The sequence below is a fragment of the Microbacterium sp. LBN7 genome, assembly GCF_045690345.1.
GTDB lineage: Bacteria > Actinomycetota > Actinomycetes > Actinomycetales > Microbacteriaceae > Microbacterium.
On record NZ_CP147856.1, the window covers coordinates 3,078,022 to 3,103,240 of the forward strand.

The 25,219-nt window shown below is 68.6% G+C and carries 25 protein-coding genes and 1 tRNA gene; 21 read left to right on the forward strand and 5 right to left on the reverse strand.

Features of this window, described 5'->3' with window-relative positions:
• Window positions 1–36 precede the first annotated feature (36 nt).
• A complete protein-coding gene (locus tag LBN7_RS14895) occupies window positions 37–1,041 on the reverse strand; it encodes a LacI family DNA-binding transcriptional regulator (RefSeq protein ID WP_116635742.1) in 1,005 nt (334 codons plus the stop codon).
• Between the two features lie 287 nt (window positions 1,042–1,328).
• Between LBN7_RS14895 and LBN7_RS14900 the strand changes: the two genes are divergently transcribed.
• From LBN7_RS14900 to LBN7_RS14935, 8 genes are all read left to right on the forward strand, one after another.
• On the forward strand, window positions 1,329–2,648 hold the full coding sequence (locus tag LBN7_RS14900) for an ABC transporter substrate-binding protein (RefSeq protein ID WP_116635743.1): 1,320 nt from the start codon (window positions 1,329–1,331) through the stop codon (window positions 2,646–2,648).
• Window positions 2,649–2,749: 101 nt separating this feature from the next.
• The gene (locus LBN7_RS14905) at window positions 2,750–3,889 is read left to right on the forward strand and encodes a sugar ABC transporter permease (RefSeq protein WP_341944806.1); all 1,140 of its coding nucleotides are present in this window, start codon (window positions 2,750–2,752) and stop codon (window positions 3,887–3,889) included.
• Window positions 3,889–4,875 carry a carbohydrate ABC transporter permease gene (locus LBN7_RS14910; RefSeq protein WP_116635745.1) on the forward strand — a complete coding sequence of 329 codons (987 nt, stop codon included), beginning with the start codon at window positions 3,889–3,891 and terminating at the stop codon, window positions 4,873–4,875. The genes LBN7_RS14905 and LBN7_RS14910 overlap by 1 nt, the downstream gene beginning before the upstream one ends.
• 126 nt (window positions 4,876–5,001) lie before the next feature.
• Window positions 5,002–6,402 (forward strand): cystathionine beta-synthase, encoded by a 1,401-nt coding sequence (locus tag LBN7_RS14915; RefSeq protein WP_407360088.1) that lies wholly within the window; start codon window positions 5,002–5,004, stop codon window positions 6,400–6,402.
• A 42-nt stretch (window positions 6,403–6,444) separates the two neighbouring features.
• Complete coding sequence (locus LBN7_RS14920) at window positions 6,445–7,599, forward strand: cystathionine gamma-synthase (RefSeq protein ID WP_407360089.1); 1,155 nt, start codon at window positions 6,445–6,447, stop codon at window positions 7,597–7,599.
• Window positions 7,600–7,768: 169 nt separating this feature from the next.
• On the forward strand, window positions 7,769–9,133 hold the full coding sequence (locus LBN7_RS14925) for a multidrug effflux MFS transporter (protein WP_407360090.1): 1,365 nt from the start codon (window positions 7,769–7,771) through the stop codon (window positions 9,131–9,133).
• 31 nt (window positions 9,134–9,164) lie between these two features.
• Entirely contained in the window at window positions 9,165–9,797 is a 633-nt protein-coding gene (locus LBN7_RS14930; RefSeq protein ID WP_407360091.1) for a phosphatase PAP2 family protein, read from the forward strand.
• Between the two features lie 29 nt (window positions 9,798–9,826).
• Complete coding sequence (locus tag LBN7_RS14935) at window positions 9,827–10,435, forward strand: GNAT family N-acetyltransferase (RefSeq protein ID WP_407360092.1); 609 nt, start codon at window positions 9,827–9,829, stop codon at window positions 10,433–10,435.
• A 45-nt stretch (window positions 10,436–10,480) separates the two neighbouring features.
• On the opposite strand, the gene LBN7_RS14940 is transcribed toward LBN7_RS14935, so the two are convergent.
• Both LBN7_RS14940 and LBN7_RS14945 read right to left on the reverse strand, forming a co-directional pair.
• A tRNA-Ser gene (locus LBN7_RS14940) sits at window positions 10,481–10,568 on the reverse strand.
• A 51-nt stretch (window positions 10,569–10,619) separates the two neighbouring features.
• Complete coding sequence (locus LBN7_RS14945; protein WP_407360093.1) at window positions 10,620–10,976, reverse strand: DUF4406 domain-containing protein; 357 nt, start codon at window positions 10,974–10,976, stop codon at window positions 10,620–10,622.
• Between the two features lie 56 nt (window positions 10,977–11,032).
• Here LBN7_RS14945 and LBN7_RS14950 point away from each other — a divergent pair, with 56 nt between their 5' ends.
• The 13 genes from LBN7_RS14950 (at window position 11,033) to LBN7_RS15010 (ending at window position 21,758) form a co-directional block, all read left to right on the forward strand.
• Window positions 11,033–11,752, forward strand: a complete 720-nt coding sequence (locus LBN7_RS14950; protein WP_407360094.1) for a DeoR/GlpR family DNA-binding transcription regulator — start codon at window positions 11,033–11,035, stop codon at window positions 11,750–11,752.
• Between the two features lie 369 nt (window positions 11,753–12,121).
• The gene (gene mpaB, locus LBN7_RS14955; protein ID WP_407360095.1) at window positions 12,122–13,171 is read left to right on the forward strand and encodes a daptide biosynthesis RiPP recognition protein; all 1,050 of its coding nucleotides are present in this window, start codon (window positions 12,122–12,124) and stop codon (window positions 13,169–13,171) included.
• Window positions 13,168–14,427, forward strand: coding sequence for a daptide-type RiPP biosynthesis aminotransferase (mpaD, locus tag LBN7_RS14960; protein ID WP_407360096.1), 1,260 nt, complete (start codon window positions 13,168–13,170; stop codon window positions 14,425–14,427). Before mpaB ends, mpaD begins: the two co-directional genes overlap by 4 nt.
• Window positions 14,424–15,608, forward strand: coding sequence for a daptide-type RiPP biosynthesis dehydogenase (mpaC, locus tag LBN7_RS14965; RefSeq protein WP_407360097.1), 1,185 nt, complete (start codon window positions 14,424–14,426; stop codon window positions 15,606–15,608). The genes mpaD and mpaC overlap by 4 nt, the downstream gene beginning before the upstream one ends.
• A gap of 5 nt (window positions 15,609–15,613) precedes the next feature.
• A complete protein-coding gene (gene mpaA1, locus LBN7_RS14970) occupies window positions 15,614–15,748 on the forward strand; it encodes an MpaA1 family daptide-type RiPP (RefSeq protein ID WP_407360098.1) in 135 nt (44 codons plus the stop codon).
• A 40-nt stretch (window positions 15,749–15,788) separates the two neighbouring features.
• Window positions 15,789–15,914, forward strand: coding sequence for an MpaA2 family daptide-type RiPP (gene mpaA2 / locus LBN7_RS14975; protein ID WP_279303212.1), 126 nt, complete (start codon window positions 15,789–15,791; stop codon window positions 15,912–15,914).
• Between the two features lie 36 nt (window positions 15,915–15,950).
• Complete coding sequence (gene mpaA3, locus LBN7_RS14980; protein WP_341944813.1) at window positions 15,951–16,070, forward strand: MpaA3 family daptide-type RiPP; 120 nt, start codon at window positions 15,951–15,953, stop codon at window positions 16,068–16,070.
• 64 nt (window positions 16,071–16,134) lie between these two features.
• Entirely contained in the window at window positions 16,135–16,962 is an 828-nt protein-coding gene (gene mpaM / locus LBN7_RS14985; protein WP_116635955.1) for a daptide-type RiPP biosynthesis methyltransferase, read from the forward strand.
• Window positions 16,943–18,622 carry a daptide biosynthesis intramembrane metalloprotease gene (gene mpaP, locus LBN7_RS14990; protein ID WP_407360099.1) on the forward strand — a complete coding sequence of 560 codons (1,680 nt, stop codon included), beginning with the start codon at window positions 16,943–16,945 and terminating at the stop codon, window positions 18,620–18,622. The genes mpaM and mpaP overlap by 20 nt, the downstream gene beginning before the upstream one ends.
• Window positions 18,623–18,634: 12 nt before the next feature.
• Complete coding sequence (locus LBN7_RS14995; protein ID WP_407360100.1) at window positions 18,635–19,351, forward strand: ATP-binding cassette domain-containing protein; 717 nt, start codon at window positions 18,635–18,637, stop codon at window positions 19,349–19,351.
• Entirely contained in the window at window positions 19,348–20,076 is a 729-nt protein-coding gene (locus LBN7_RS15000) for an ABC transporter permease (protein ID WP_407360101.1), read from the forward strand. The genes LBN7_RS14995 and LBN7_RS15000 overlap by 4 nt, the downstream gene beginning before the upstream one ends.
• Window positions 20,073–20,807: a hypothetical protein gene (locus LBN7_RS15005; RefSeq protein WP_407360102.1), complete on the forward strand. Its 735-nt coding sequence runs from the start codon at window positions 20,073–20,075 to the stop codon at window positions 20,805–20,807. Before LBN7_RS15000 ends, LBN7_RS15005 begins: the two co-directional genes overlap by 4 nt.
• A gap of 60 nt (window positions 20,808–20,867) precedes the next feature.
• Window positions 20,868–21,758, forward strand: a complete 891-nt coding sequence (locus tag LBN7_RS15010; RefSeq protein WP_407360103.1) for a rhodanese-related sulfurtransferase — start codon at window positions 20,868–20,870, stop codon at window positions 21,756–21,758.
• Between the two features lie 7 nt (window positions 21,759–21,765).
• On the opposite strand, the gene LBN7_RS15015 is transcribed toward LBN7_RS15010, so the two are convergent.
• Both LBN7_RS15015 and LBN7_RS15020 read right to left on the reverse strand, forming a co-directional pair.
• Entirely contained in the window at window positions 21,766–24,030 is a 2,265-nt protein-coding gene (locus tag LBN7_RS15015) for a transglutaminaseTgpA domain-containing protein (protein WP_407361725.1), read from the reverse strand.
• Window positions 24,017–25,207, reverse strand: coding sequence for a DUF58 domain-containing protein (locus LBN7_RS15020; protein ID WP_407360104.1), 1,191 nt, complete (start codon window positions 25,205–25,207; stop codon window positions 24,017–24,019). The genes LBN7_RS15015 and LBN7_RS15020 overlap by 14 nt, the downstream gene beginning before the upstream one ends.
• Window positions 25,208–25,219 lie beyond the last annotated feature (12 nt).

The window sequence follows — 25,219 nt, forward strand, 5'->3', positions numbered from 1 at the left end:
GGTCCGCCCGGGGCCTTCGTGCGTCCCTGCCGCGGTTCAGCGCGGCGGTGCCGTGGAGCTGCGCACCACGAGAGCGGATGCCGCGGCGACGTGCTCGAGCGGATCATCGGGTCGGCTCATCCGCCGGGTGAGCAGTCGCACGGCCTCATGCCCCTGTTCCCTGGGCGACTGGCCGATCGTCGTGAGGGCGAACATCTCGGCGTGCTCGTGATCGTCGATGCCGACGACGCTCAGCTCGGTCGGCACGGCGATGCCGAGGCGTCGCGCCGCGATCACGGCGCCGATCGCGGCCTCGTCGCAGACGCCGACGATGGCGGTCGGGCGATGCCGGCGGTCGCCGAGCAGGCCGGCCGCCGCGGTGTATCCGCCGGGCATGGTCGGGGTCGCGCCGACGACGCGCGCGCGGTCCGCGAGGCCGGCGGTCCGGAGGGCGTCGCGGTAGCCGTCGAGGCGTCGCGCGTCGCCATAGCTCAGCTCTGCCGCATCCGTCGACCCGCCCACGAACGCGATGTCCTGGTGGCCCAGCTCGATCAGGTGCTCGGTGGCGATGCGCGCGGCATCCGTGTCGTCGATCGACACGGCGCTCGACCCCTCGCTGTACGGTCCGACGCTGACGAGGGCGCGCTCCGCGCGCTGCAGTCGTTCCAGCTCCCTCGCGCTGGGCTGGATCCCCACCGCGATGATGCCGTCGAACCTCCGGCGGGGGAGCACGTGCTCGAACAGCCGCTCCCGGGTGCGCGAGCCCTCCGGCACGCCGTAGAGCGAGAGGTCGTAGTCGAGCGCGAACAGGGATTCCTGGATGCCGGCGAGCAGCTCGGCGAAGAACCAGCGATCGACGGGCGGCATGACGACGCCGACCGTCTGCGTGCGTCCGGTCGCCAGGCTCGTCGCGGAGGAGTGGGCGACGTAGGAGAGCTCGTGCGCGGCATCCGCCACCCGCTGACGCGTCTCGTCCGAGACGTATCCGCGTCCGGTGAGCGCGCGGCTCGCCGTCGCCTTCGACACGCCGGCACGAGCGGCGACGTCCGCGATCGTGCTCATCGGTCCTCCTCGACCTGTCACGCGGCGATGCGTGCGGCGACGCGACCGGCGCGTGCCGGGTGACAGCGTAGTCGTTCGGCAACGGAAAGGGAACCGGTTCCACAACGGAATCGAGGGAGCGCTCCCATCACACGCCAGGCAGAGCTGTGAAAGGTTGCGAGCTTGTGACCGTTGCTTATTGTGCCGGGGAGCGGAAGGCCAGTAGGTTGGCCTGGAATCGGTTCCCGAACGACGCCGGGGGTGGCGTCGGGCGAAGCGGGACCCTGTACTCGAAGAGGAGAATTCACATGGCTCTGTCACAGCGTTCACGGCGGCTCGTACCGCTCGCCCTGCTGGGGGTCGCGGGCATCGCGCTCGCCGGTTGCGGGGCTCCGGGCGGTGCGCCCGGAGGAGGCGGCGGCGATGACGGCGGAGACGCCACCGTCACGATCTACGGAACGATCGTCGACGCGGAGGCGGAACTCCTCCAGGAGTCCTGGAAGGACTGGGCCGACGAGAACGGCATCACGATCAAGTACGAGGGCAGCCAGGACTTCGAGACGCAGCTCGGCACGCGCGCGCAGGGCGGCAACCCGCCCGACATCGCGATCTTCCCGCAGCCCGGACTCTTCGCGGACTTCGCCAAGCGCGACTACCTGAAGCCGGCGCCCGAAGAGGTCGAGAAGAACGCCAACGAGTACTGGACCGAGGACTGGGTGAACTACGGCACGGTCGACGACACCTTCTACGGTGCGCCGCTGATGGCGAACGTCAAGGGATGGATCTGGTACTCGCCGGCGAAGTTCGCCGAGTGGGGCGTCGAGGTTCCGACGACTCTCGACGAGCTGACCGCGCTGACCGAGTCGATCCAGGCCGCCACGGGCACCCCGGCATGGTGCGCCGGATTCGAATCCGGAACGGCGACCGGCTGGCCGGGCACCGACTGGGTCGAGGACTACGTGCTGCGCCAGGCCGGTCCCGAGGTCTACGACCAGTGGGTCACGAACGAGATCCCCTTCACCGACCCGCAGATCAAGACCGCGTTCGACTCGGTCGGCGAGATCCTGCTGAACCCGGCGAACGTCAACGCCGGCTTCGGCGATGTGCGCTCGATCAACTCGACCGCGTTCGGCGACGTCGCCCCGGCACTCGCCAGCGGCAGCTGCGCGCTGACCCACCAGGCGTCGTTCCTCTCGGGCTTCTACCCCGAGGGCACGAACATCGCCGAGGACGGCGACGTCTGGGCGTTCATGCTCCCGGGTGAGTCCGCCGACGAGAACGCGGTGACCGGTGCCGGCGAGATCGTCGGAGCGTTCAGCGAGTCCGAGGCCACGCAGAAGGTGCTCGCGTACCTCTCCAGCCCCGAGTGGGCCAACAGCCGCGTCAGCCTCGGCGGCGTCACCTCCGCGAACAACGGGCTCGACCCGGCGAACGCGAAGGACCCGATCCTCCAGGAGACCATCAAGATCCTGCAGGACCCGGACACGACGTTCCGCTTCGACGCGTCCGACCTGATGCCCGGTGCCGTCGGCGCCGGAACGTTCTGGAAGGGAATGGTCGACTGGGTCAACGGCGCCTCCACCGATGAGGTGCTCACGCAGATCGAGACCGGCTGGCCTTCGAGCTGATCGGTGTGGGAGGACCGTCCTCAGGGACGGTCCTCCCATTCTCACGGCGCGCACACCGACGTGCGCGCCGCTGATCCGCAACGCGTGACGAAGGGGATTCCGTGAACGCGACAGTATTCTTCCAGTGGATCGGGACGCTCCCGCCGATCCTGCAGGCCGTCATCGTGGTCATCGCGTTCGCGGTGGTCGTGGCCGTCATCCTGCTCCTCGTGGACGTCGCTCCGCGCCGAGGAGCGATCTACACCTGGGTGCGGCTGGCGATGTGCCTGCTCATCCCGCTCGCCGTGATGTTCTTCTTCAGCTCCTACTACTGGGCGATGGGCGTCGCCGTCGTCGTGGGTGCGCTGTTCTTCCTTCTGGACTACCGGTCCCGCGACGGCGCGGGCTACCTGATCCAGCTGGTGGCCTTCATGGCCCCGGCCCTGCTGCTCCTGCTCGTCGGGCTCATCCTGCCGTCGATCCAGACGATGTACTCCTCGTTCCTGAACTCCTCCGGCAAGGACTTCGTCGGGTTCGCGAACTACCTCTGGATCTTCACGCAGTCCGACGGCATCACCTCTGTCATCAACTCGATCGTGTGGGTGCTGCTCGTGCCGACCGTGTCGACGATCGTGGGACTCGCCTATGCCGTCTTCATCGACCGCACGCGCGGCGAGAAGATCTACAAGGTGCTCGTGTTCATGCCGATGGCGATCTCGTTCGTCGGCGCCAGCATCATCTGGCGGTTCATGTACGAGTACCGCGGCGGCGAGTTCAAGCAGATCGGTCTGCTCAACCAGATCCTGGTCTGGTTCGGCGGCGAGCCGCAGCAGTGGCTCCTGAACGAGCCGTGGAACAACCTGTTCCTGATCGTGGTGCTGATCTGGGTGCAGACCGGATTCGCGATGGTCGTGCTGTCGGCATCGATCAAGGGCGTCCCGGCCGAGCTGCTGGAGGCCGCGGAGCTCGACGGCGCGAACGCCTGGCAGCGTTTCCGCTCCGTGACCGTCCCGTCGATCCGACCGGCGCTCATCGTCGTCCTCACCACCATCTCGATCGCCTCGCTCAAGGTCTTCGACATCGTCCGCACGATGACCGCAGGAAACTACGGCACATCGGTGCTCGCGAACGAGATGTACACGCAGTTCTCGAAGTTCGAGGCCGGCCGCAGCGCTGCGCTGTCGGTCATCCTGTTCATCCTGGTGCTGCCGATCGTCATCTACAACGCGAGACAGATCAAGAAGCAGCGGGAGGTGCGCTGATGACCATTTCGACGAGCTCCGGATCCGCGGAGCAGAAGACCCCCACCGGCGCGACCAGCACGCGGGCGATCACGACGGGCGGCGGCCTCGACGGCGCCGCGGGACGGGCGCGCAAGAAGCTCTCCCGGCCGTGGGCCTCGGTCGGATCGATCATCATCGCGGTCCTGTGGACGATCCCGACGCTGGGGCTGTTCATCTCCTCGTTCCGTCCTCGCGACCAGATCCAGTCGAGCGGATGGTGGGAGTTCTTCGCCAACCCGCAGATCACGCTGGAGAACTACGTCGACGTGCTGCAGTCCGGCACGACGCAGCTGACGATCCTCGAGTCCTTCGTCAACTCGATCGCGATCACCATCCCGGCGACCGTGATCCCGCTGATGATCGCGGCGATGGCGGCGTACGCGTTCGCCTGGATCGACTTCAAGGGCCGGAACGCGCTGTTCATCTTCGTGTTCGCCCTGCAGATCGTGCCCATCCAGATGGCCCTCGTGCCGCTGCTGAGCTCGTTCTCCCGGGGCATCAACCTCTTCGGACTGCAGGTCACGCTCCCGCTCGATGCCTCGCAGGGGTACGCCCAGGTCTGGATCGCGCACACGATGTTCGCCCTGCCGCTGGCGATCTACCTGCTGCACAACTTCATGTCGGAGATCCCCGGCGAGATCATCGAGGCCGCGCGCGTCGACGGCGCATCGCGCGGGCAGATCTTCTTCCGGATCGTGCTGCCGCTGACGATGCCCGCGATCGCCTCGGTCGCGATCTTCCAGTTCCTGTGGGTCTGGAACGACCTGCTCGTCGCTCTCGTCTTCGCCGACGGGGCTGCGGCGCCGATCACGAAGCTGCTCGCCGAGATCACCGGCACGCGTGGAAACGACTGGTACCTGCTCACGGCCGGCGCCTTCGTGTCGATCATCATCCCGCTGATCGTCTTCTTCGCCCTGCAGCGGTACTTCGTCCGCGGTCTCCTGGCGGGGTCGACCAAGGGCTGACCCTTCGACAGGCTCAGGGACCCACTCGGGTCACGGACCCACTCGGATCCCTGAGCCTGTCGAAGCGCCGCGGGCATGCGTGCAACACAGCCCCACCCGCGGCATCCGTCCCCGTACCCTGAAGTCATGAAGTACGCAGACTCCATCGTCGACCTCGTCGGCGACACGCCCCTCGTGAAGCTCCAGCACGTCACCGAGGGCGTCGCGTGCACGGTGCTCGTCAAGCTCGAGTACATGAACCCCGGTGGCTCCTCGAAGGACCGCATCGCCTCGCGGATCATCGACGCGGCCGAGGCCGCCGGCGACCTGAAGCCCGGCGGCACGATCGTGGAGCCCACCAGCGGCAACACCGGCGTCGGACTCGCGCTGGTCGCGCAGCAGCGCGGGTACAAGTGCGTCTTCGTGCTCCCGGACAAGGTGGGCGAGGACAAGATCGACGTGCTGCGCGCCTACGGAGCAGAGGTCGTGGTGACGCCGACGTCGGTCGCGCCCGACAGCCCGGAGTCCTACTACAGCGTGAGCGACCGGCTCACGCGCGAGATCCCCGGAGCGTTCAAGCCGAACCAGTACGAGAACCCGAACGGTCCGCGCAGCCACTACGAGACGACCGGGCCCGAGATCTGGCGCGACACCGACGGAGCCGTGACGCACTTCGTCGCCGGCGTCGGCACCGGAGGAACGATCACCGGGACGGGCCGATTCCTCCGCGAGGTCTCCGACGGTCGTGTGCGCATCGTCGGCGTCGATCCCGAGGGCAGCGTCTACAGCGGCGGAACCGGACGCCCGTATCTCGTCGAGGGCGTGGGCGAGGACATCTGGCCGGGAGCGTACGACCCCTCCGTGCCGCACGAGATCGTGGCGGTCGGCGACGCCGACGCGTTCGCGATGACCAGGCGCCTGGCCAGGGAGGAGGGCATCCTCGTCGGCGGGTCCAGCGGGATGGCCGTCGTCGGCGCACTGCGGGTGGCCCGTGAGCTGCCGGCGGATGCCGTGATGGTGGTGCTCCTCCCGGACGGCGGGCGCGGCTACCTGGGCAAGATCTTCAACGACGGGTGGATGCGCTCCTACGGCTTCAGCGACGTGGAGGAGGGGGAGACCGTGGCCGATGTGCTCGCGGCCCGCACAGCCCGTCAGACGACGGCATCCGGCTCCGGCATCCCGGATCTGGTGCACGCGCACCCGACCGACACCGTGCTCGAGGCGATCGGGATGATGACGGAGTACGGCATCTCCCAGCTCGTCGTGCTCAGTGCGGAGCCGCCGGTCATGATGGGCGAGGTCGTCGGCACCGTCGACGAGAAGGGTCTGCTCGACCTGCTGTTCCGCGGCGAGGCGAATCCGACGGATGCCGTGGGCGCGCACGTGGGCGAGCGGCTTCCGCTCGTCGGCATCCACGCCTCCGTGGCGCAGGCGCGCGCCGCGCTCGCCGAGGCCGATGCGCTGCTGGTCACCGAGGACGGCAAGCCGCACACCGTGCTCACCCGGCAGGACCTGCTGTCGTACCTCTCACGCTGGCGCGTGGCGTAACGGGAGGGCTGCCGCGCAGACCGCGGACGTAGGCTGGGGAGCATGTCCGAGCACTCCTTCGCCACCCGAGCCATCCACGCGGGCCAAGAGCCCGACCCCCGCACGGGCGCGATCATCCCACCGATCTACCAGGCCTCCACACATGTGCAGGACGGCATCGGAGGGTTCCGGGAGGGCTTCGAGTACAACCGCGCGGGCAACCCGACGAGATCCTCTCTGGAGACGCAGCTCGCCGCGCTGGAAGGCGGCGCGAACGCGCTCTCGTTCGCCTCGGGCCTTGCGGCGGAGGACGCGCTGCTGCGCGGCATCCTGAAGCCCGGCGATCATGTGCTGCTCGGCAACGACGTCTACGGCGGCACGTACCGTCTGCTGACCAAGGTGCTCGCGCCCTGGGGCATCGAGACCACGACGGTCGAGCTCGCCGACGTCGAGGCGATCCGCGAGGCGATCCGGCCGGAGACGAAGATCGTGTGGCTGGAGACGCCGAGCAATCCGCTGCTGAAGATCGTCGACATCGCGCAGATCGCCGAGATCGGGCATGCGGCCGGGGCGATCGTCGTCGTGGACAACACCTTCGCCTCGCCGGCGCTGCAGCAGCCGCTGGCGCTCGGAGCGGATCTCGTCGTGCACTCGACCACCAAGTACCTCGGCGGGCACTCCGACGTGCTCGGCGGCGCGGTCGTCTTCGGCGACGACCGCTTCTTCGACCGGGTCAAGTTCCAGCAGTTCGCCGTCGGCGCGGTCTCCGCCCCGCTCGATGCCTGGCTGACCACCCGCGGCATCAAGACGCTCGCCGTGCGGATGCGGCAGCACTCCGAGAACGCGCAGGCGATCGCCGAGTGGGCGGCGAGCCGTTCCGAGTTCGCGCAGGTGTTCTTCCCCGGCCTCGCCTCGCACCCGGGGCACGAGATCGCGGCGAAGCAGATGAGCGGGTTCGGCGGCATGCTGTCGTTCGGCCTCGCCGGCGGAGCGGACGCGGCGCGCACCTTCGCCGAGAGCACCGAGCTCTTCCAGCTCGCCGAATCGCTCGGCGGCGTCGAGTCGCTCATCGGGTACCCGTCGGACATGACGCACGCATCGGTGCGCGGCACCGCGCTCGCCGTGCCGGAGAACGTCGTGCGCCTCTCGGTCGGCATCGAGGACGTCGACGACCTGATCACGGACCTCGAGCAGGCGCTCGCGCGCCTGGGCCGCTGAGGGATCGGCGGCGTCGCGGGATCTCGGCGGCTGGGTCGCTGCGCATCCGGGGCGGTCGTTGATCCTCCGGGATGGGTCGCTGAGCCCGTCGAAGCGATAGCATTGGTGCTTTCCCCGGTCGAATCGTTTCGATCTCGCGCGCCCCCGCCTGACCTCCGGAAGGACCGTCGTGTCCGACGCTCCACACACTGACTCCATCCCGACGACCCCGCAGTCCGAGCGCACCCCGACGGGCAGCATCCGCACGTCCAGCGCCACCGGCGCGATCCGCACCCTGGGCAGCAATCCGGCGACTGCGCCGATCATGCTGCACCCGGGAGACGCGATCTCGCTCGGCCGGCGAACCCTGTACATCGTGCTGCTCGGCGCCCTCACGGCGCTCGGACCGTTCACGATCGACCTCTACCTGCCTGCCTTCCCCGTGCTGGAAGAGGACTTCCAGACGACGGCCGCCGCCATCCAGCTGACGCTCACCGGCACCATGATCGGCTTCGCGCTCGGTCAGCTCGTCGTCGGGCCGCTCAGCGACAAGGTCGGGCGACGGTTCCCGCTGATCGCCGTCACTGCCCTGCACGTGCTCGCGAGCGTCGCCGCGGCGTTCGCACCCGACCTCGGCCTGCTGAGCGCCGCCCGCGTGCTCATGGGCATCGGCGCCGCCGCCGGCGGTGTCGTGGCCATGGCCATCGTTCGCGACCTCTTCGGCGGGCGTCGGCTGGTCGTGATGCTGTCGCGGCTCGCGCTCGTGTCCGGGGTCGCCCCCGTGGTCGCGCCCCTGATCGGTTCGTGGCTGCTGACGCTCATGCCCTGGCGCGGGATCTTCGTGGTGCTCGCCGCCTACGGCGTGATCATGCTGCTCTCGGCGATCCTGTTCATCCCCGAGACGCTGCCCGTCGCGCGGCGTCAGGGACGCGGCGGCGCGACCATGCTGCAGCGGTACAAGTCCGTGCTCTCGGATCGCGTGTTCATCGGCGTGCTGATCATCGGCGGCATGAGCTTCTCCGGACTGTTCTCCTACCTGTCGGCCTCGCCGTTCCTCTTCCAGGAGACGCACGGCCTCGACGCGCAACAGTACGGTCTGCTGTTCGCGGTGAACTCTCTCGGCGTGGTCACCGGCGTGCAGGTCGCCTCGCGCCTCGCCGCACGCTTCGGTCCCCAGTGGGTCCTGGCGTACTCGACCGCGATCCTGCTGCTGGCGGGCACGGCGATCATCGTGACCGACCAGCTCGGCCTCGGACTCTGGGGCACGGTCGTTCCGCTGTTCGTGTTCATGACCGCCTGCGGGTTCACGTTCCCGAACGTGCAGGTCCTGGCGCTCGACCGGCACGGCAAGGCGGCCGGCACAGCCGCGTCGATCCTCGGCGCGGTCAACTTCGGCGTCGCCGGGCTCATCTCGCCGATCGTCGGGTGGATCTCGAAGGACGCCGGGATCACGGCGACGACGATGGCGTCGGTCATGGTCGGCTGCGCCGTGATCGGCGTCCTGTCGCTGTGGCTCATCGTGCGTCCGCGCACCGTGGCGATGCTCACTCCCTGAGTGCACAGGGTTCATCGGCCATGATGGGACGATGAGCAGACGGATGCTGTTGTGGTGGGGCGTGGGGTGTCTCGTCCTCGCGACGGCTCTGGGTGCGTTCGTGGTCTTCGGGTACTCCGAGACGCCGGGGTTCGACCGGTGGTGGAACGAGCTCATCGCGAGCGTCCGCGGTGACTGGATGTACTCGTTCGCGCTGGCGCTGAACTGGGTCGGCGGCGGATGGGTCGCGATCCTCGGGGTGCCGCTCCTCGCGATCGTCGCGCTGCTGCTCGCACGCCGCTGGCGCAGCGCCCTCTTCGCGGCGATCTGCTTCGCTGCGAGCGCGGGAGCCGTGCAGCTGCTCAAGCAGCTGTTCGGGCGAGCCCGGCCGGAGGACATGCTCGTGGTGAGCGACTACGGGTCGTTCCCCTCGGGTCACACCGCGAACGCCGCGACGATCGCCCTGGTCGTCTGGGTGCTGTTCCCGAAGGCCTGGACCGCGCTCCTCGGCGCGCTCTGGGTGCTCGCGATGGCGCTCTCGCGCACGTTCCTCTCGGTGCACTGGGCGAGCGACACTCTCGGCGGAGCACTCGTCGGAGCGGGAGTGGTGCTGGTGCTCGCCGCCTGGCTGCTGCCGTGGGTGCGACACCGTCGCGAAGAGCCCGTCGAGGCGCCGGTAGGCTGACGGGACCCCGATCGTTCAGAGGAGTCCTCGTGCCGAGCAGCATCCGTCCCTACCGTCCATCGGATCGTGCCGCGATCTACGAGATCTGCACGAAGACGGCCGATGCGGGAGCGGACGCGACGGGCATCCTCTCGGATGACGACCTGTGGGGCGAGCTGTTCGCGGTCCCGTATGTGGAGCGGCATCCGGATCTCGCCTGGGTCGTGGAGACGGACGACGGGCGCACGATCGGATACATCGTCGGGACCGATGACACCGATGCGTTCTACACGTGGTTCCGCGACGAGTGGTGGCCGGCCTTCCGGGAGCGCTTCCCGCGACCGCAGCAGGTGGTCACCCGCGAGGATCGCATGATCGAGTACGGATACGAGCGAGCACCGGGCGTCGACGCCGAGGTCTCCGACTACCCGGCTCACCTGCACATCGACCTCCTCCCCGAGACTCAGGGGCAGGGCCTCGGGCGCCGACTCATGGAGACGCTGTTCGCCGAGCTGACCCGGCGTGGCGTGCGCGGGCTGCACCTGGGCATCGATCCCCAGAACTCGGCCGCGGCCGCGTTCTACGAGCGACTCGGCATGACGCGCCTGCCCGGCGAGGCGCACAGGTACGGAGTGACGTTCGACACGGCTGCTCGATAAAACGCATGAAGGGCCCCCGCTGGCGCGGAGACCCTTCATGCGTTTTGGCGGTGACGGCGGGATTCGAACCCGCGGTTGCTTGCACAACACACGCTTTCCAAGCGTGCTCCTTCGGCCGCTCGGACACGTCACCAGGAACAACCTGTTCATCTTATCCGATCGGCCGGGTGCCGAGTGACCGCGTCTATGCGGCGGGGATCTCCTCGATGCGGTGATAGACGGGCAGGCCCCGCTCGAGGGCGATGGCGACGTCGTTGTCGGCGCCGGCGGATTCCCCCGGAAGCCGCAGCACCGCATCGCAGTGCTCGAGCAGTCGTGCGGCCGTCTCGTACATCACGTCGTGCTGCGCTGTCTCCGCCTCGTCGAGGCCGCGCAGGGTCGGGAGGGCGACCCATTCGCCGATCATCGGCACGTGGCCGAGGCGGTGGATGGGAGCGGCGGCGGTCTCCAGGCGTTCGAGGTTGCGAGCGATCGCGGCGGGGTCGCCGTCGGTGCCGGATCGGTAGGGACCGGCGATCAGGATCAGGAGTGGCTTCTTCATGGGGGACACTGTAGCGTTAACCGTGCAAGATCATGCAACAACAGGAGGAAGTGCGGATGCTGGGTGCGCAGCGAAAGGAACATCTCCTCGGACTCCTCGCCGCTGAGGGGCGCGTCGTCGCGAAGACGGCGGCGGCCGAGCTGGGAGTGTCCGCGGATTCGATCCGGCGAGATCTCCGCGAGCTCGCCGACGCGGGGCTGTGCATCCGCGTCTACGGCGGAGCGCTGCCCGTGCCGGCGGCCGACGCGCCCGTGGCCCAGCGTCTGGGCGTGGCGAGCGAGAGCAAGGAGCGGGTCGCCAGGGCGGCTGTCGCTCTGATCCGTCCGACGTCGACGATCATCCTGGATGCCGGGACGACGACCTTGGCGATGGCGCGCATGCTTCCGCACGGTGCGAGCCTGACCGTGATCACTCCGAGTCCCGCCGTGGCGCTGGCGGCGCTCGAGCATTCGAGCGCTCGCGTGCTGATGGTCGGTGGCGAGCTCAGCCGGCACTCGGCGGTGGCCGGCGGCGCTCTCGCCCAGGAGGCGATCGCCCGGCTCGCCGCCGACACCTTCTTCCTCGGCGTCACGGGGATCCACGAGACGCACGGCTTGACGACCGGCGAACTCGACGATGCGGTGACGAAGCGGGCTCTCGCCGCTCGCAGCGCAGAGGTCTTCGTGCTCGGCAGCGCAGAGAAGATCGGCGCGGTGTCGCGGTTCCCGGTGCTCGGGATCGACGAGATCTCCGGGGTGATCGTCGACCCGCAGGGCCCGGGATTCCGCGCCGTCTGAGGCTGATTCAACGCTCACTTTTCCTCCACAGCGGGGGCACGGCCTGCTGAAATATTGCACTCGATGGAGTAATCCGTTTACCCTCAGGTGAGGACATAAGGTCCTCGCATGGGGATGCAAAAGAGTCGACCGGATGATGTCTTCACTGCCTCCTCGGTGCATCTTCTGGGGGACGAATGGACATGGGATCAGCGTGGTCGACGGGGCGTCGTCAACGTACCGCGACAGCTGTCGCGCCGGACCTGAACGGCCGACGGCCGGTGGTCGACTTCGTCACAGCGCCGGTACCACCGCAGGATCCTCCGGTCGACTCCTTCCCGACGGCGCACTCCGACAGGTCGGCCGGAGCACACCGCGAGGAGGCGTCTGATGCGAAGTGACGAAAGGGTGACTGACCTGGAAGTCGTCGGGGCACGGGCGCTTCGCGAATGGATCACCGGACGCTGCGAGGAGTACTCGCAGGTAATCCTCGTGGAGCGCGGAGCCGCCGCAGCGGACATCGACGACGTGGCCGGCCGCGATGATGTGGTCCTTCTGCCGATGGCCGGCGAACCGTACAACGGACGGGCCCGCGCCGTTCGCTACAGCGGAGCGTTGGACGAGATCGGCGACGAGCTGTTCTTCGGAGAGCGTTCGGTCGAGCTTCAGGACTACGTCTCCGCGGCGTTCGTCCAGATTCTCGGACCGACGGCGGTGTGCCTCGTCGACCTGCCCGGCTGGTACGCCTTCCTGGCTGATGCGGAAATCGCTCGGGAGACCGGGGTCTTTCCGTCTGCGTTGATCGATCCTCGCGTGATCCTCGGGGATCGCACTGCCCTGGCGAAGCCCCATGAGCGGGCGGCTCCGAGCGCCCTCAGAGTGCGCTCGGACGGCAGAGTCAGCGTCGGTCTCCGGGGTGAGGTCATCGGCAGCGTCGACGATCTTCGTGCCCTGCTCTCCGTCCCTCTGCCTCGCATCGCGGCGCTGGGAGGCATCGCGCCGCGCGATGAGCTCACGGCCGACCTGACCAGCCGCGGCTGGATCGGACGCTACCTCGACGCGACGGATCTCATCAAAATGCTCCAGCTCGGAAACGGGGGCGCCAAGATGGCGGGCTTCGGCTGGGAGCTCGTCGAGGACGGACGCGCCGACGCCGAACCGCTGATGTCGGATCCGTTCCTGCTGGAGACCAGCGACGGCTTCCTTCTCGCCGACACCGGAACCCTGCGCCGTCAGCTGCTCTCGCCGGTCACGGCCACGGTGGTCGCCATCCTCCAGACCTCGAGCGCGCCCGAGGTCGCGGCAGAGCGCATCACGCGACTGCTGGGTACGACAGCCTCTGACGCGAGCAGGCTGTGCATCGATGCCGTCGGCGCGCTCGACGTCCACTTCGGCAGGCGAGCCGACTCGTCGATTCCGACATCGGGAACGCGCGGGTGAGCGCCCTGCATGCGCTCTGGGCCTCGATGCTCCCAGCCGACACGACCTTCACGCAAGATCGAGTCGCTGTCGGCGCCGCTGGGCATCGGATCGACTTCGCCGACGGCTCCTCGCGCCTCTGCGCGACGAGCGGACTATGGAACGTTCCGCTCGGTTTCGGCAATCCGGCGGTCGCCGATGCCGTGAGCAGGGCCGCCCACGACGCGTCCTACCTGACTCTGTTCCGCGCGTCGCATCGGTACGCGGAGGCCGCCGCTGAGGCACTCGTGGAGCTCGCGAACCCGACGAGGTACAGCCGCGTCATCTTCTCCACGTCGGGCGGAGCGGCGAATGACGCCGCGATGAAGCTGGCGCGTCAGTACTGGGCGCAGAAAGCGGCTCGATCCCGCTCGCTCGTCGTGGGTCTGAAGGGCAGCTATCACGGCACGATGTACGGCAGCCATGCGCTGAGCGGCGACGATCTCCTTCAATCCGCCTACGCCGTCGACCGCAGATCGGTGAGACATGTCGCTCACTCCGATGACGGAGAGGAACTCGAAACGCTGCTGAAGCGTGAGGGGGCCAGGGTCGCGTCTGTCGTCGTCGAGCCGGTCCTGGGCAGCGGAGCGCACGCGCTGTCCGATGCGTTCGTGGATCGTCTGCTGGCTCTACGAGAGGAGTACGGGTTCCTGATCGTCGCGGATGAGGTCGCCACGGGTTTCGGTCGCACAGGCACGATGCTCGCCACCGATGTGTGGGCCGCCGCTCCCGACGTTCTCCTGCTCTCGAAGGCGTTGACGAACGGCGCCATGGGCGCCGCGGCGCTCCTGGTGGGTTCTCGTGTCGCATCCGAGTTCGCGCGCGGCGGGTGGACCTTCGTCCACGGTGAGACGCAGGCGGGAACGCCGGCGTGCGCCGCGGCCATCATCGCGGTGATCGAGGAACTGCGCCGCATCGACGTGCAGTCGACCGCGCGGGCGCTCGCGACGGGCCTGTGGGAGATGGCGACGTCGTTGAAGGCCGAGGGTCTGGTCGCTGAGGTGACGGGCCGCGGTTGCTTCGTGGGACTCGGGCTTCGCAACCCCGATGACAGCCTCCTCTCGGCGAATGAGGTCCTTCGAGTCGTCTCCGCCATCGCAGAGAGCGGCGTTCTGGTTCAGCCCGGGCCCAGTTCCGTCGAGCTGATCCCGGCGTACGGATTCACAGCCGCGGAGCTCCTCCAGACGGATACGGCTGTGCGCGCGGGGCTGGCGCACGCAGCGGAGTCGGCAGCATGACCCCCGAGTTCACGGGTCGGGTTCCGACGCTCTGGCACGGGCGAGGGGTCGCGCGTCAGGTGACGAGACGCCTGACCGCCGGGCGTGAGACCCTCGTGATCGCAGATTCCGCGATCACGGTCCCCGTCCTGATCGCCGGCTCGGCGAGGATGGTGAGGCTGGACGCGCGCTCGATCGACGTCACCACTGTCGTCACGATCGCGCAGGAGATCGTACGTCGGCCACCGAGCATCATCGTGGCGATCGGTGGAGGCAGCATCCTCGACGCCACCAAGATCGCAGCTCTGGCGCTCGCCGGGGGGCGCGTCTTCGATTATGCGGTCGGGCACGCGTCGAGGTTCGCGCTGACACTGCTGCCCGATGCGCCACCTCCCATCGAGATCGTCGCCGTGCCGACGACCATCGGCACGTCGTCGGAGACGAACAGCGTCGGCATCCTCAGGAACGACAGCGGCTACCGGCTCATCGTCGGGCGCCTCCTGCGACCGCGCCACGCCATCATCGATCCGGACAATCTGAGCTCTCTCACGCGTGCCGCAGTGAGAGAGGGGGCGATCGAGGCATTCCTCCGTCTGGCCGGAGTGTCGACGAGCGAGCGGCGCAGCACCAGGGCGAAAAGCGACGCTGTCCTTCTCGCCCGGGCGCTTCTCAAGACGGCCTCGTACGACGAGGGCTCCGCTGCGGGACGGCTGCGTCTCGCCCGATTGAGCGCGGCCACGCAGCGCAGCGCCGCACTCCGTGGCGACGACCCGTTCGGCGCCCGTCACTGGTACCTGGCGAACGAGGTCGCCTTCGCGCTCGGGGCTCGCAAGATGGTCGCCACGGCGGCGGTCATCGCCGCGGTATGGCGTCGAATCTGCGCGGGCGACTCCCGATGGGGAGACCGGGAGAGTCTTGAGGACTTCTGGGAGAGGGGCACGAGCGGGTCGGGACTGCCGCGCGAACCGGTGGCCGGGATCGCATCCCTCGTCGACCAGTGGGAGATCCCGCTTCCGCCGACTCCGACCGCGGACGTCCTCAGCCGCATCTCCTCCGCCACAGAGAAGTCATGGGGGTCTCGCCAGCCGATGCTTCGCGATCTCGCGTCAGACGACTTCCGCGATGTGCTCCGCGATTCCCGCTGGAGTGCTCAGCCGGTCGGCAACGCATGCCGACCTTCGGAACCACTTCGGAGGAGGTGAATTGAATGAACAGCAACGTTGAAATGCAGATCCATTTCCAGGAACTGGACGCGATGGAGGCCCCGAGCTGGGAGAGCTTCTACAAGGGCACGATCAGTGCGCTGGTTCTCATCGGCGCCGCCGCGGCCATCGCGACATGATCTCGGCGATCGAAGGATTCGAACGAGGAAAGGAATGAGCATGCGAACTGCAGCACCGAAGCTCGAGTTCACGGAGCTCGAGGCCATGGAGGCGCTGAATGACACCGATGACTTCATGCGCGGCTTCGCCGTGGGCGTCATCATCGGGATTCTCGCTCTGACGTAGGAAGAGCATTCACAAGGTTGACCCAGGAGGTAGGAATTGCAGACAGAGACGCTGGACTTCATCGAACTCGAACAGCTTGACGCACCTCTCGAATGGTGGGAGCACGCGAGCTACATCATCGCCATCATCGGCGGTGCCGCAGCGATCGCGACCTGAACATCGGGTGCGGGCGCAACACCGCGCCCGCACCCGATCCTTCCCATTGAAAGGTGAGGTGTGCATGTCACGACTGATTACCGATGCCATGGCGGCGCGACTCGACATGGCCGGTGCGGTCCCCAAGGAGCAGGACCTGTACGCGGGTACCGGCACCGACTTCTATGAACGGCTGGTCGGGCCCGACCGAGCAGAGATTCGAGAAGTGTTGGCGCTTGCGAGAAACTCCGCGGATCCGATTCTCGATATCGCGGCGGGTACCGGGAGATTGACCGTCCCGCTCGTGAGATCCGGACGACGGGTGACCGCGATCGATCTTTCCGACGACATGCTCCGCCACCTTCGACGCGCATTGCCCGACCACCCGATGCTGGATTGTGCTGTCGCGGACATGCGCGACTTCGCGTTGGCGGGTCGATTCGGGCTCATCATCATCGGTGCGACGTCGATCACCCTGCTCGATCGCATAGGGAGATCGCGTCTCTACGCGAACGTGCGGCGCCACCTCGCGGCCGACGGCGTCTTCGCCTTCACCATCGCGGGAGGTATCTCTGCGGAGGGCCTCTCGGAGTCCAGAGACCAGGAGATCAGGGTGCCCGGGCCTGACGGAGACGAGATCTACCTCTTCTCCCAGCAGATCGAAGACGGCGGCGCGGTGCGCGTCGTCAACTGGGTGCGGGCCTCCGACGTGACGGAGGGCGGCGAAGTCACCGTCCTCACCAGCCGACTGCGGGTGCTCGACCACGATATCCTCTCGCAGGAGCTCATCGAAGCCGGCTTCGACCCACCTGCCGTCTCTCCGGTGCGAACGCACCACGGAGCGGACATCCTCCTTCTCACGACGTCGTGGGCGGGACCGCCGGAAGTGGTGGATGACGATGCCGCTCACTAGGTTCACTCACCGACGGAACTCACCGGAAGCGGCCCCGCTCGCTGCCGACGCTCGGCCGCGGCTCGCTTCCGGTGTCGTCTTCGAGGGAGCGCCCGATGAAGCGGTGCGGATCACGGTGTTGCATGGAGTGCCGACGTCGAGGGTCTCCCGGACGGTCGCCGAACTGTTGACAGCGATGGACGGCGAAACGGCGCTCCATGATCTGCACCAGCGCTTCGCCGCATCCGAGTCGCTGGAGAGCTTCCTCGAGCTGGTCCGACGCTTCCGCGCCAACGGGCTACTCGAAGGAGACACGAAGCTCCCGCCGGGCCGAATCACCTACCGGCCCCCGCTCACCCTGCAACTCGCGACGCTTCGTGCGCCGGGCATCTTCGACCGCCTCGACCGATCGATGGTGCCGGTCTCCCGCCGGACGGCTCTGATATCAGGTGCCGTGCTGTTCTGCCTGGGACTGGTCGCCGCGATCCTGCAGGCGAGCGAGCTGCTGGACGTTCTGTCCGCGCCGGTACCGTTGCTCGGTCTCGTGAGTCTTCTCGCGGCACTCTCGATCCTGACATTGCTCCACGAGAGCGCCCACGGACTCACGCTCACGAGGTTCGGCGGCAGCCCGCGCCGCGCGGGTTTCATGCTGTTCTACCTCACACCCGCGTTCTTCGTGGATGTCACTGACGGGTGGCGCCTCCCTGATCGTCGGCAACGTGTCGCGGTCGCGCTCGCGGGGCCTGCCGTGCATGCTGTCGTCGCCGCGATCGCGCTCGTCGTCGCGCTCATTCTCCCGCAGCCGGGGGTCAGGCAGACGCTCCTGCTCCTCGCGGTCGCGTGTGCGGGCATCGTCCTGGTCAACCTGATTCCGTTCGTGCGATTCGACGGGTACATCGCGCTCATGAGCGCGATGGACGAGCCGAACCTCAGAGATCGATCGATTCGGGACGGCGCGGACTTCCTGACTCGTCTCCTGTTCGGCGGACAGCGGACGAGCAGATGCCTGGAGAGGTGGTGGAGCGTGCCGTTCGGCCTGGCGAGCCTCATGGCTCCGGTCTTCCTGGTGCTGTTCGCGGTCTCACGCGCAGTTCGGGCGCTCGCCGGAGGAGGACCCATCCTCGGCCTGCTCGTGGTGGCGCTGGAAGCGGTCGTGGTCCTCGTCGGCATCGGGATCGTCTTCCGGGCACTGCACCGCGTCCTGAGGTCGGGGGTCTCACGGCTCCGCTTCGTCTCGGTCAATGCCGCTCTCATCGCGAGCGTCGCGATCGCCGGAGCCCTCATCCCCGTGCCGATGACGGCCACGTACGGCTTCACCGCACACGGTGACCGCGTGCTCCTCGTGCACGCGGGCGACAGGGCTGGGGTGGAGGTGCCCGCCGGATCCCGTGTGGAGCTCATGAGCAGCGGTCTCCTCGTGAACGAGCAGATCGGCGCGGGAACGACCCGCCCCCGGCGACCCCAACCGACCGAGGTTCCGCTCGACGCTCTGGTTCCCGTGAGGGCGAACGTTGTGTCGGTCCCCGCGGTGATCGTCGCCGGGGTGGACGTGTCCGAGGGGAGTGGGAGCTTGCCTTCGACGGGACAGGCGCGCGTCGACCTCGGCGTGGGAAACCTGTGGCAGACGCTCTGGGTGACGGGCGTGATATGGCCGCTGTCGGCCCTTCAGATCGAGAACTAGGAGAGAGCGAAGATGAACGACAACGCAATCGAAGTCCGAGGACTCACAAAGAGGTACGGCCAGCGGGTCGCAGTGGAGGAGCTGTCGTTCGTCGTACCGCGCGGGTCGATCGTCGGCCTGCTGGGGCCAAACGGCGCCGGCAAGTCGACCACGCTGCGGACGATCGTCGGCCTGCTCAAGCCGACGATCGGCGACAGTCTGATCGACGGCGCGCCCTTCGCCGCACTCGAGAACCCCGCAGCGCACGTCGGTGTCCACATGGACGGGTTCGGTTTCGAAGCAGGCATCACGGCGCGCCGGCATCTGGAGATCACCCGGCTCGCGGCGGGCGCTCCTCGGGGCCGAGTAGATACGGTGCTGGAGGAGGTGGGACTGGCCGCGGATGCCCGTCGTCGCGTGAAGACGTTCTCGACGGGGATGGCGCAGCGCCTCGGTCTGGCCGCCGCTCTCATCGGTTCGCCTCGCACACTCGTCCTGGACGAGCCGGCGAACGGGCTGGACCCCGACGGAATCCGCTGGCTGCGTAGATTCCTGCGCGGCTATGCCGCGCGCGGCGGCACCGTGCTGATCGCCAGCCATCAGCTCGCCGAGCTGGAACAGGTCGTGGATGAGGTCGTCGTCATCAAGCGACGTGCGCTCTTCGCCGGGCGACTGGAAGACCTCGTCACGAACGAATCCGACTCGCTGGAGAGCAAGTACTTCGATCTCGTCGAAGGAGTGTCGGCATGAGAGGTGTGATCCAGAGCGAGGTCCTGCGCTCCCTGAGCGGGCTCTCCATCCTGGCCGTCTATTTTGTCGCGCTCCTCGTCCCGGCGTTCGTTCTCTTCTCCGACGGTTCGCGCTTGGCTCTCGCCGGGCTCGACTCCGGCGCGGCCACCGTTCGACTTCTGGAGCCGCTCGCCTGGTCCGGGATCTCCGCGGCGTTCGTGGGTGCGTACGGGGTCACACGTGAGTACTACTACGGCTCGATCGAAAGGACGCTCACCGGAGTCGGCTTCGGTCGCGCCTTCTCGGGAAAGCTGGTGGCGGGTGCCGCCATCTCCATCGTGTTGTCCGCGGGCATCTTCGTGATCTGGACAGCAGGTGTATCGCTCATCCTGGCCCAGAACGGGCTGGGGCTCACTCTCACACAGGATGCGTGGCGCGTGTACGCGGGTGCTCTGGTCGGTGCGATTCTCGGTGCACTCATCGGAGGAGCTGTCGGCTGGATCACCCGGAACTACTACGTCACCGCCGCCATCGTCCTGGTCTTCCCGATGGCGGTGGAATTCGCATTGCTGCGCACCGCACCCGAGGTGGCGAGGTTCTCGCCGGGGATGGCCATCGCCGCCTTGAGTGTCCCGGGACATCAGGACCGCCTGCTCGAGTTCCTCCCGGCCCTCGGCGTCGGTGTCGCGTGGGCCGCCGGGCTGGTCGCGATCGCGTGGGCCCGTGGCCGCAGGAGGGTGGGGTGATCGGCCAGGCTCTTCGAGCGCACGTTCGCACGTTCGCGGGCGACATCGTTCTGCTCTGGGTGGTGGTGGCGGCGCTCGCGGTCTCTCTCTCCCTGGCGACCAGCATCCCGCCGGAACTCGCCGAGGCGCCGGCCGACGTCCGGACAGCACTCACCGCGCCGTTCACCGCCGTGCTCGCGACGTACGGCGCAGTCCTCGCGTCCGTCTACGGTTCCTTCCGCTACACCCTCGATCGGCGCGACGGTGTGGTGGCCCAGCGTCTGGTGCTGCAGCCCCGGTGGGTGACTCTCCTCGTCAGGGCACCCGCTTCTGCCCTCGGCGGGGCGGTCGTGGCTCTTGCGGGACTCGCCGGCGGTCACGCGGCGTTGGCCTTCGCGATCGGCGGCATCGCGCTGGACGGGACAGCGGTCGGATCCACGCTCGCGCTCGGCGCCATCGCCGGGCTCTGGGGGATGGGGCTCGGAATCGTCGTACAGGCTCATCTCGTGGCTCTGTTCGCCGCGTCGCTGTCGATGGGTGCTGGGCTTCTGGTCGCGATCTTCTGGAAGGCCGGGGCCGTCTATCTGCCCCTTCTTGCGATGCTGCAGGCCCTTCGATTCGACGTCGCTGCCGTGGGGATCATGCCGGGAGAGAGTCTCGACGGCTCCACGGCCGTCCTCGTGACGGCCGGATGGGTGACGGCGGCTCTCCTGGCAGGGTTGCTCTCGTTCATGAACCGTGACGTGAGATGAGGCAGCCGCGCAGCGTCCCAGCGTTCGGACCGGCCGGGGGACACGACGTAGGATCCCTAGGTGGCAACCCCGAAGATCGTCCTGTTCTATGCCTTCACGCCGCTCGCCGATCCCGAGGCTATCCGCCTCTGGCAGCGCGACCTCGGCGAGGCGCTGGGCCTGCGCGGGCGCCTCATCATCTCGAAGGACGGCGTGAACGGCACGCTCGGAGGCGATGTCCGTGCGCTGAAGAAGTGGTCGCGCTCCTTCCGCTCCTACGTCCCTTTCGCCGATGCCGACATCAAGTGGAGCGAGGGGACCGGGCTGGATGCCGAGGGACGCAGCCTCGACTTCCCCAAGCTCAGCGTCAAGGTGCGCGACGAGATCGTGTCTTTCGGCGCCCCAGGTGAGCTGAAGGTCGACGAGCGCGGCGTGATCGGCGGAGGAACGAGGCTCACGCCCGAAGCGCTGCACGAGCTCGTGGACGAGCGTGGTGACGACGTCGTCTTCTTCGATGGGCGTAACGCCCTCGAGGCGCAGATCGGTCGCTTTCGGGGAGCGGTCGTTCCCGACACCGAGACCACGAGGGACTTCGTCGAGCTCCTCGACTCCGGCGCCTACGACGATCTCAAGGGCAAGCCCGTCGTCACGTACTGCACCGGTGGCATCCGCTGCGAAGTGCTGTCCAGCCTGATGACGGCGCGCGGGTTCGGCGAGGTGTATCAGTTGGAAGGCGGGATCGTCCGCTACGGCGAGAAGTACGGCGACGACGGCCTGTGGGAGGGCTCGCTCTACGTCTTCGACAAGCGTGGCTCGATCGACTTCTCCGAGCATGCGCAGATCGTCGGCGAATGCGTCGGCTGCGGTGCGGCGACCAAGCGCACGGCCAACTGCCCCGATCTCTCCTGCCGAGCCCAGTTCGTCGTCTGCGCCGACTGCGAGTCCGTGCCCTGCGCCGCGCACGCGGCCTGACGCAGATTCAGGCCGCAACCGCCCCCGCCGTGCTCCTCGTCGCGAACAGCGAGCGGGGGAGGAGCAGGGCGCGCACCTGCGTCGGACGATCGACGCTGCGACGCAGGCGTCCGAGGACGACACCCAACGGGGCGGCGAGGTCGATCGGCTCCGCACCGGTGCGCGCGTAGTTCGCCCGTTCGACGGCATCCGTCAGCCGGCTCATCGCCTCCGGATCGACGGCGCTGTCCCGGATGAGGTCAGCCGCACGCATCCGCGGGGTGTCGGCATCCGAGACCGGCAGCTGCAGATCGATCAGGGTGTCGCGCAGCTCGGCCCACACCGCCGCCGCATCGCCCCGTGCCGCGCGGCGCAGACGCAGCACCCGCTCGATGCGGCGGATCAGAGCGGGGAGGAGCAGCAGCACGATCGCTCCCACCGCCGTGAGAACCACGGGCAACGGGTCGAGTCGGCGCAGCTCTCCGCCGGCGCCGGCATCGTCCGCCGCGTCGCCGCGTTCGATCTCGGGTCCCGAGGACTCCTCGGCCTGCGGAGCCGTCGTCGGTGCGGGAGCGGAAGGTCCGCCCGTCCCGCCGCCCTCGACCGTGCCGGCACGGAAGGCCGTCGGAACACCGAGCGAGGCGGTGGGCTCGAACGGCACCCACCCCACGCCGGGGAACAGCACCTCCGGCCAGGAGTGCAGCTGATCGCTGGACACCGAGAACACGGACTCCTCGCCGCGCTTCTCGTCGGTCAGCGCTCCGGGCAGGTAGCCGACGACGATGCGCGTCTGCATCCCGAGGCTCTCCGCCATGAGCGCGAACGCCCCCGCGAAGTGCACGCAGTAACCCGATCGCTCATCGAGGAACTGGGCGACCGCTTCCGCGCCGGTGCCGTCGAAGCCCTCTTCGACGGGGGTCTCCAGCGAGTAGATGAACTCGGAGCGGAACCAGGTCTGCAGGGCGACGAGCCGGTCGTAGTCGGTGCCGGCCTCCGCTGTGACCTCGTCTGCGAGAGCCGCGATGATCTCGGGCAGCTCGACCGGTTCCGCGTCGGGATCGATGACGGGCTGCGCGGCATCGAGGGCGCGGATCTGCTCGAGGGTCGGGGTCACTCGCGTCGATCCGACCGTGTAGTCGTTGCCCGCGGCATCAGCGCTGCGCGAGACGAGGGTGCGGTTGTCGACCGACACCCGCCAGGAGCCGGTGAGACCCTGCACGCTGGTGGCCGGATAGGGAACGGGCAGCCAGGAACTCGACATGCGGAGGATGCGGATCGAGGTCGTCTGCTCCTCGGTCGCGACGTCCGGGCTCCACTCCGGGTCGCCGAAGCCTTCGTCCTGCGACTGCAGATCGCCGCGATCCGGCTGCCAGACGCGGCCGTCGAAGCGCGACAGGGTGGTGAGGCGCAGGTACGGGGCGATCTCGCCCTTCGCCGCGACGGTGAGCACCTCGACCGGGTTCGGCTGGCGCAGATCGTCGCCCAGCCGCAGGGAGGCGTCGACCGTGACGCCGACCCCGGTTCCCGCGAGGTTCGCGGCCACCGGGAGCGCGGGGGCGATCACGACGGTCGCCGCCAGGGCCGCCGCGCCGACGGTGACGGCGATCGACGTGGACGAGCGGCTCGGGGAGAGCGGATGCCGCCGCGCGGTGAACCGGAACAGGATGAGGACCAGCACGCCGAGCATCACGAACCAGACGACGTGGGGTTCGCCCAGCGTGACGATCATCGGGATCGCGCCGACCACTCCGGTCAGCAGCGCCGCGATCACGGCGGAGCGGTGCGCGACGAGGTGATCCAGGAGGATCGCGATGACAGCGAACCCCGAGCCCATGGCCGCCGCGAGCCCGGGTGAGGGGTCGAGTGGTGCTGTTCCGAAGACGACCTGCTCCCAGGCGGCGGCGCCGAGGGCGCCGAAGAGGGTCAGCGTCGTCGAGGTCGGGAAGATGCCGAGGAACGCGGTGTCGCCGGCGACCAGCTGCGTGACCACGGCGACCGCCACCACCAGCTGGACGGCGAATGTCAGCACGTCGCCGAGCCACGGCGGCCGCCGCCGCAGGAGGTGGCGCATCAGCATCCCGGTACCCGCCACCACGACGACGACGATGACGACGGTGAACGACCACGCGCCCGGATCGATGACGGAGGTGAACGGCCACAGGGCGACAAAGGAGGCCGCTGCGGCGAGTGCCCCCGTGGCGACCACACGGGCCGGGTCCTCGTGCTCGCGGTGCCAGCGCGGCGGCGCCGTCGGGCGCGCGCTCGCCGTCGCCGCTCGCTCAGCGCGGAACATCACCGACACCGATCCGCGCGGAGACCGCGTCTTCCCAGGCCTCGGCGACGTCGGCTCCCAGGGGCGACACGGTCCAGCCGTGCTGAGTGGCGGCGGCCGCGGCGCCGTCGAGGAGCTCGGTGCTGAACAGCATCGGCGCTGTCGCTCCGGACGGACGGAGCAGGGCGGCGTCCTCCTCGTCCAGGCGACCCGTGATGTACACCAGCGGCCCCGGCGGCGTTCCCCCGATGAGCGTGGCGAGGTCCCGGCTCTCTCCGCGCGGCGCGACCATGGCGAGCGCCACCAGCAGCCCGTCGCGATCGTCCTCGTGGCCGCGCAGCGTGCCGAGCAGCGCGCCGGCGCTGTCGATCACGTCGACGCTGTATCCCTCGCCGGCCAGGTGCACGGCCGTCGAGGCGCACATCGACACCGCGGTCTCGAAGGCCGGGTCGGCGTGCGCACCCGGGGTGTCCCACCGTCGACCGCTGCGGTCGAGCACGACCACGGCATCCGGGCTGGACTCCTCTTCCTCCTGCCGCACCATCAGCTGCCCGCGGTGCGCGGTCGCCCGCCAGTGGATGCGGCGCATGGAGTCGCCGGGGATGTAGCCGCGCGGCGAGAGGTTGTCGCTGCCCTGACCGAGACGGCTCGACGACGTGTGCGCGGTGCCGCCGGCGGCTCCCACGCGCACGGCGAGCGGTGCGAGCGTGAAGATCTCCGGCACGACGGTGATGCTCCGGGTGTCGCCGAACGACTGCTCGCGCTGCGCCAGGCCGAAGGGGTCGACGGTGCGCAGTATCAGCGGTCCGAGAGGCCAGACGCCGCGGCGCACTCCGGTGATCAGATAGCTGAGCTGTCCCGTCTCCGGCGGATACTCGCCGCCGGAATCGCCGGTCACCGCATCGGGCAGCACATCATGCCAGAGTCCGCGCGGCACCCGCAGAGCGCGGAGGGTGAAGCGCACGGTCACCCGAGACGCCTCCGACACGGTGAGCAGGTCGGTGGAGATGCGCCGCGTCACGGTGCCGGAGCGACGGGGCACGCGGACGGCGATGACCGAGAACAGCGTCAGCAGCGCGAGCAGCAGGCCGAGATAGAGGAGGATGCGCGCGCCGACGAGGTTGGCGGCGATCATGCACCCCAGCGCCGCGACGAGCGCACCCGTGCCCCGTGCGGTGAGTGTTCGGCGGCGGCGCATCGGGGGTCCCGG

Coding starts and splice junctions, on each gene's coding strand:
- LBN7_RS14895 (WP_116635742.1), bottom strand. CDS start 1,041: ATGAGCACGATCGCGGACGTCGCCGCTCGTGCCGGCGTGTCGAAGGCG.
- LBN7_RS14900 (WP_116635743.1), top strand. CDS start 1,329: ATGGCTCTGTCACAGCGTTCACGGCGGCTCGTACCGCTCGCCCTGCTG.
- LBN7_RS14910 (WP_116635745.1), top strand. CDS start 3,889: ATGACCATTTCGACGAGCTCCGGATCCGCGGAGCAGAAGACCCCCACC.
- LBN7_RS14915 (WP_407360088.1), top strand. CDS start 5,002: ATGAAGTACGCAGACTCCATCGTCGACCTCGTCGGCGACACGCCCCTC.
- LBN7_RS14920 (WP_407360089.1), top strand. CDS start 6,445: ATGTCCGAGCACTCCTTCGCCACCCGAGCCATCCACGCGGGCCAAGAG.
- LBN7_RS14930 (WP_407360091.1), top strand. CDS start 9,165: ATGAGCAGACGGATGCTGTTGTGGTGGGGCGTGGGGTGTCTCGTCCTC.
- LBN7_RS14945 (WP_407360093.1), bottom strand. CDS start 10,976: ATGAAGAAGCCACTCCTGATCCTGATCGCCGGTCCCTACCGATCCGGC.
- LBN7_RS14950 (WP_407360094.1), top strand. CDS start 11,033: ATGCTGGGTGCGCAGCGAAAGGAACATCTCCTCGGACTCCTCGCCGCT.
- mpaB (WP_407360095.1), top strand. CDS start 12,122: ATGCGAAGTGACGAAAGGGTGACTGACCTGGAAGTCGTCGGGGCACGG.
- mpaC (WP_407360097.1), top strand. CDS start 14,424: ATGACCCCCGAGTTCACGGGTCGGGTTCCGACGCTCTGGCACGGGCGA.
- mpaA1 (WP_407360098.1), top strand. CDS start 15,614: ATGAACAGCAACGTTGAAATGCAGATCCATTTCCAGGAACTGGACGCG.
- mpaA2 (WP_279303212.1), top strand. CDS start 15,789: ATGCGAACTGCAGCACCGAAGCTCGAGTTCACGGAGCTCGAGGCCATG.
- mpaM (WP_116635955.1), top strand. CDS start 16,135: ATGTCACGACTGATTACCGATGCCATGGCGGCGCGACTCGACATGGCC.
- mpaP (WP_407360099.1), top strand. CDS start 16,943: ATGACGATGCCGCTCACTAGGTTCACTCACCGACGGAACTCACCGGAA.
- LBN7_RS14995 (WP_407360100.1), top strand. CDS start 18,635: ATGAACGACAACGCAATCGAAGTCCGAGGACTCACAAAGAGGTACGGC.
- LBN7_RS15000 (WP_407360101.1), top strand. CDS start 19,348: ATGAGAGGTGTGATCCAGAGCGAGGTCCTGCGCTCCCTGAGCGGGCTC.
- LBN7_RS15015 (WP_407361725.1), bottom strand. CDS start 24,030: ATGTTCCGCGCTGAGCGAGCGGCGACGGCGAGCGCGCGCCCGACGGCG.
- LBN7_RS15020 (WP_407360104.1), bottom strand. CDS start 25,207: ATGCGCCGCCGCCGAACACTCACCGCACGGGGCACGGGTGCGCTCGTC.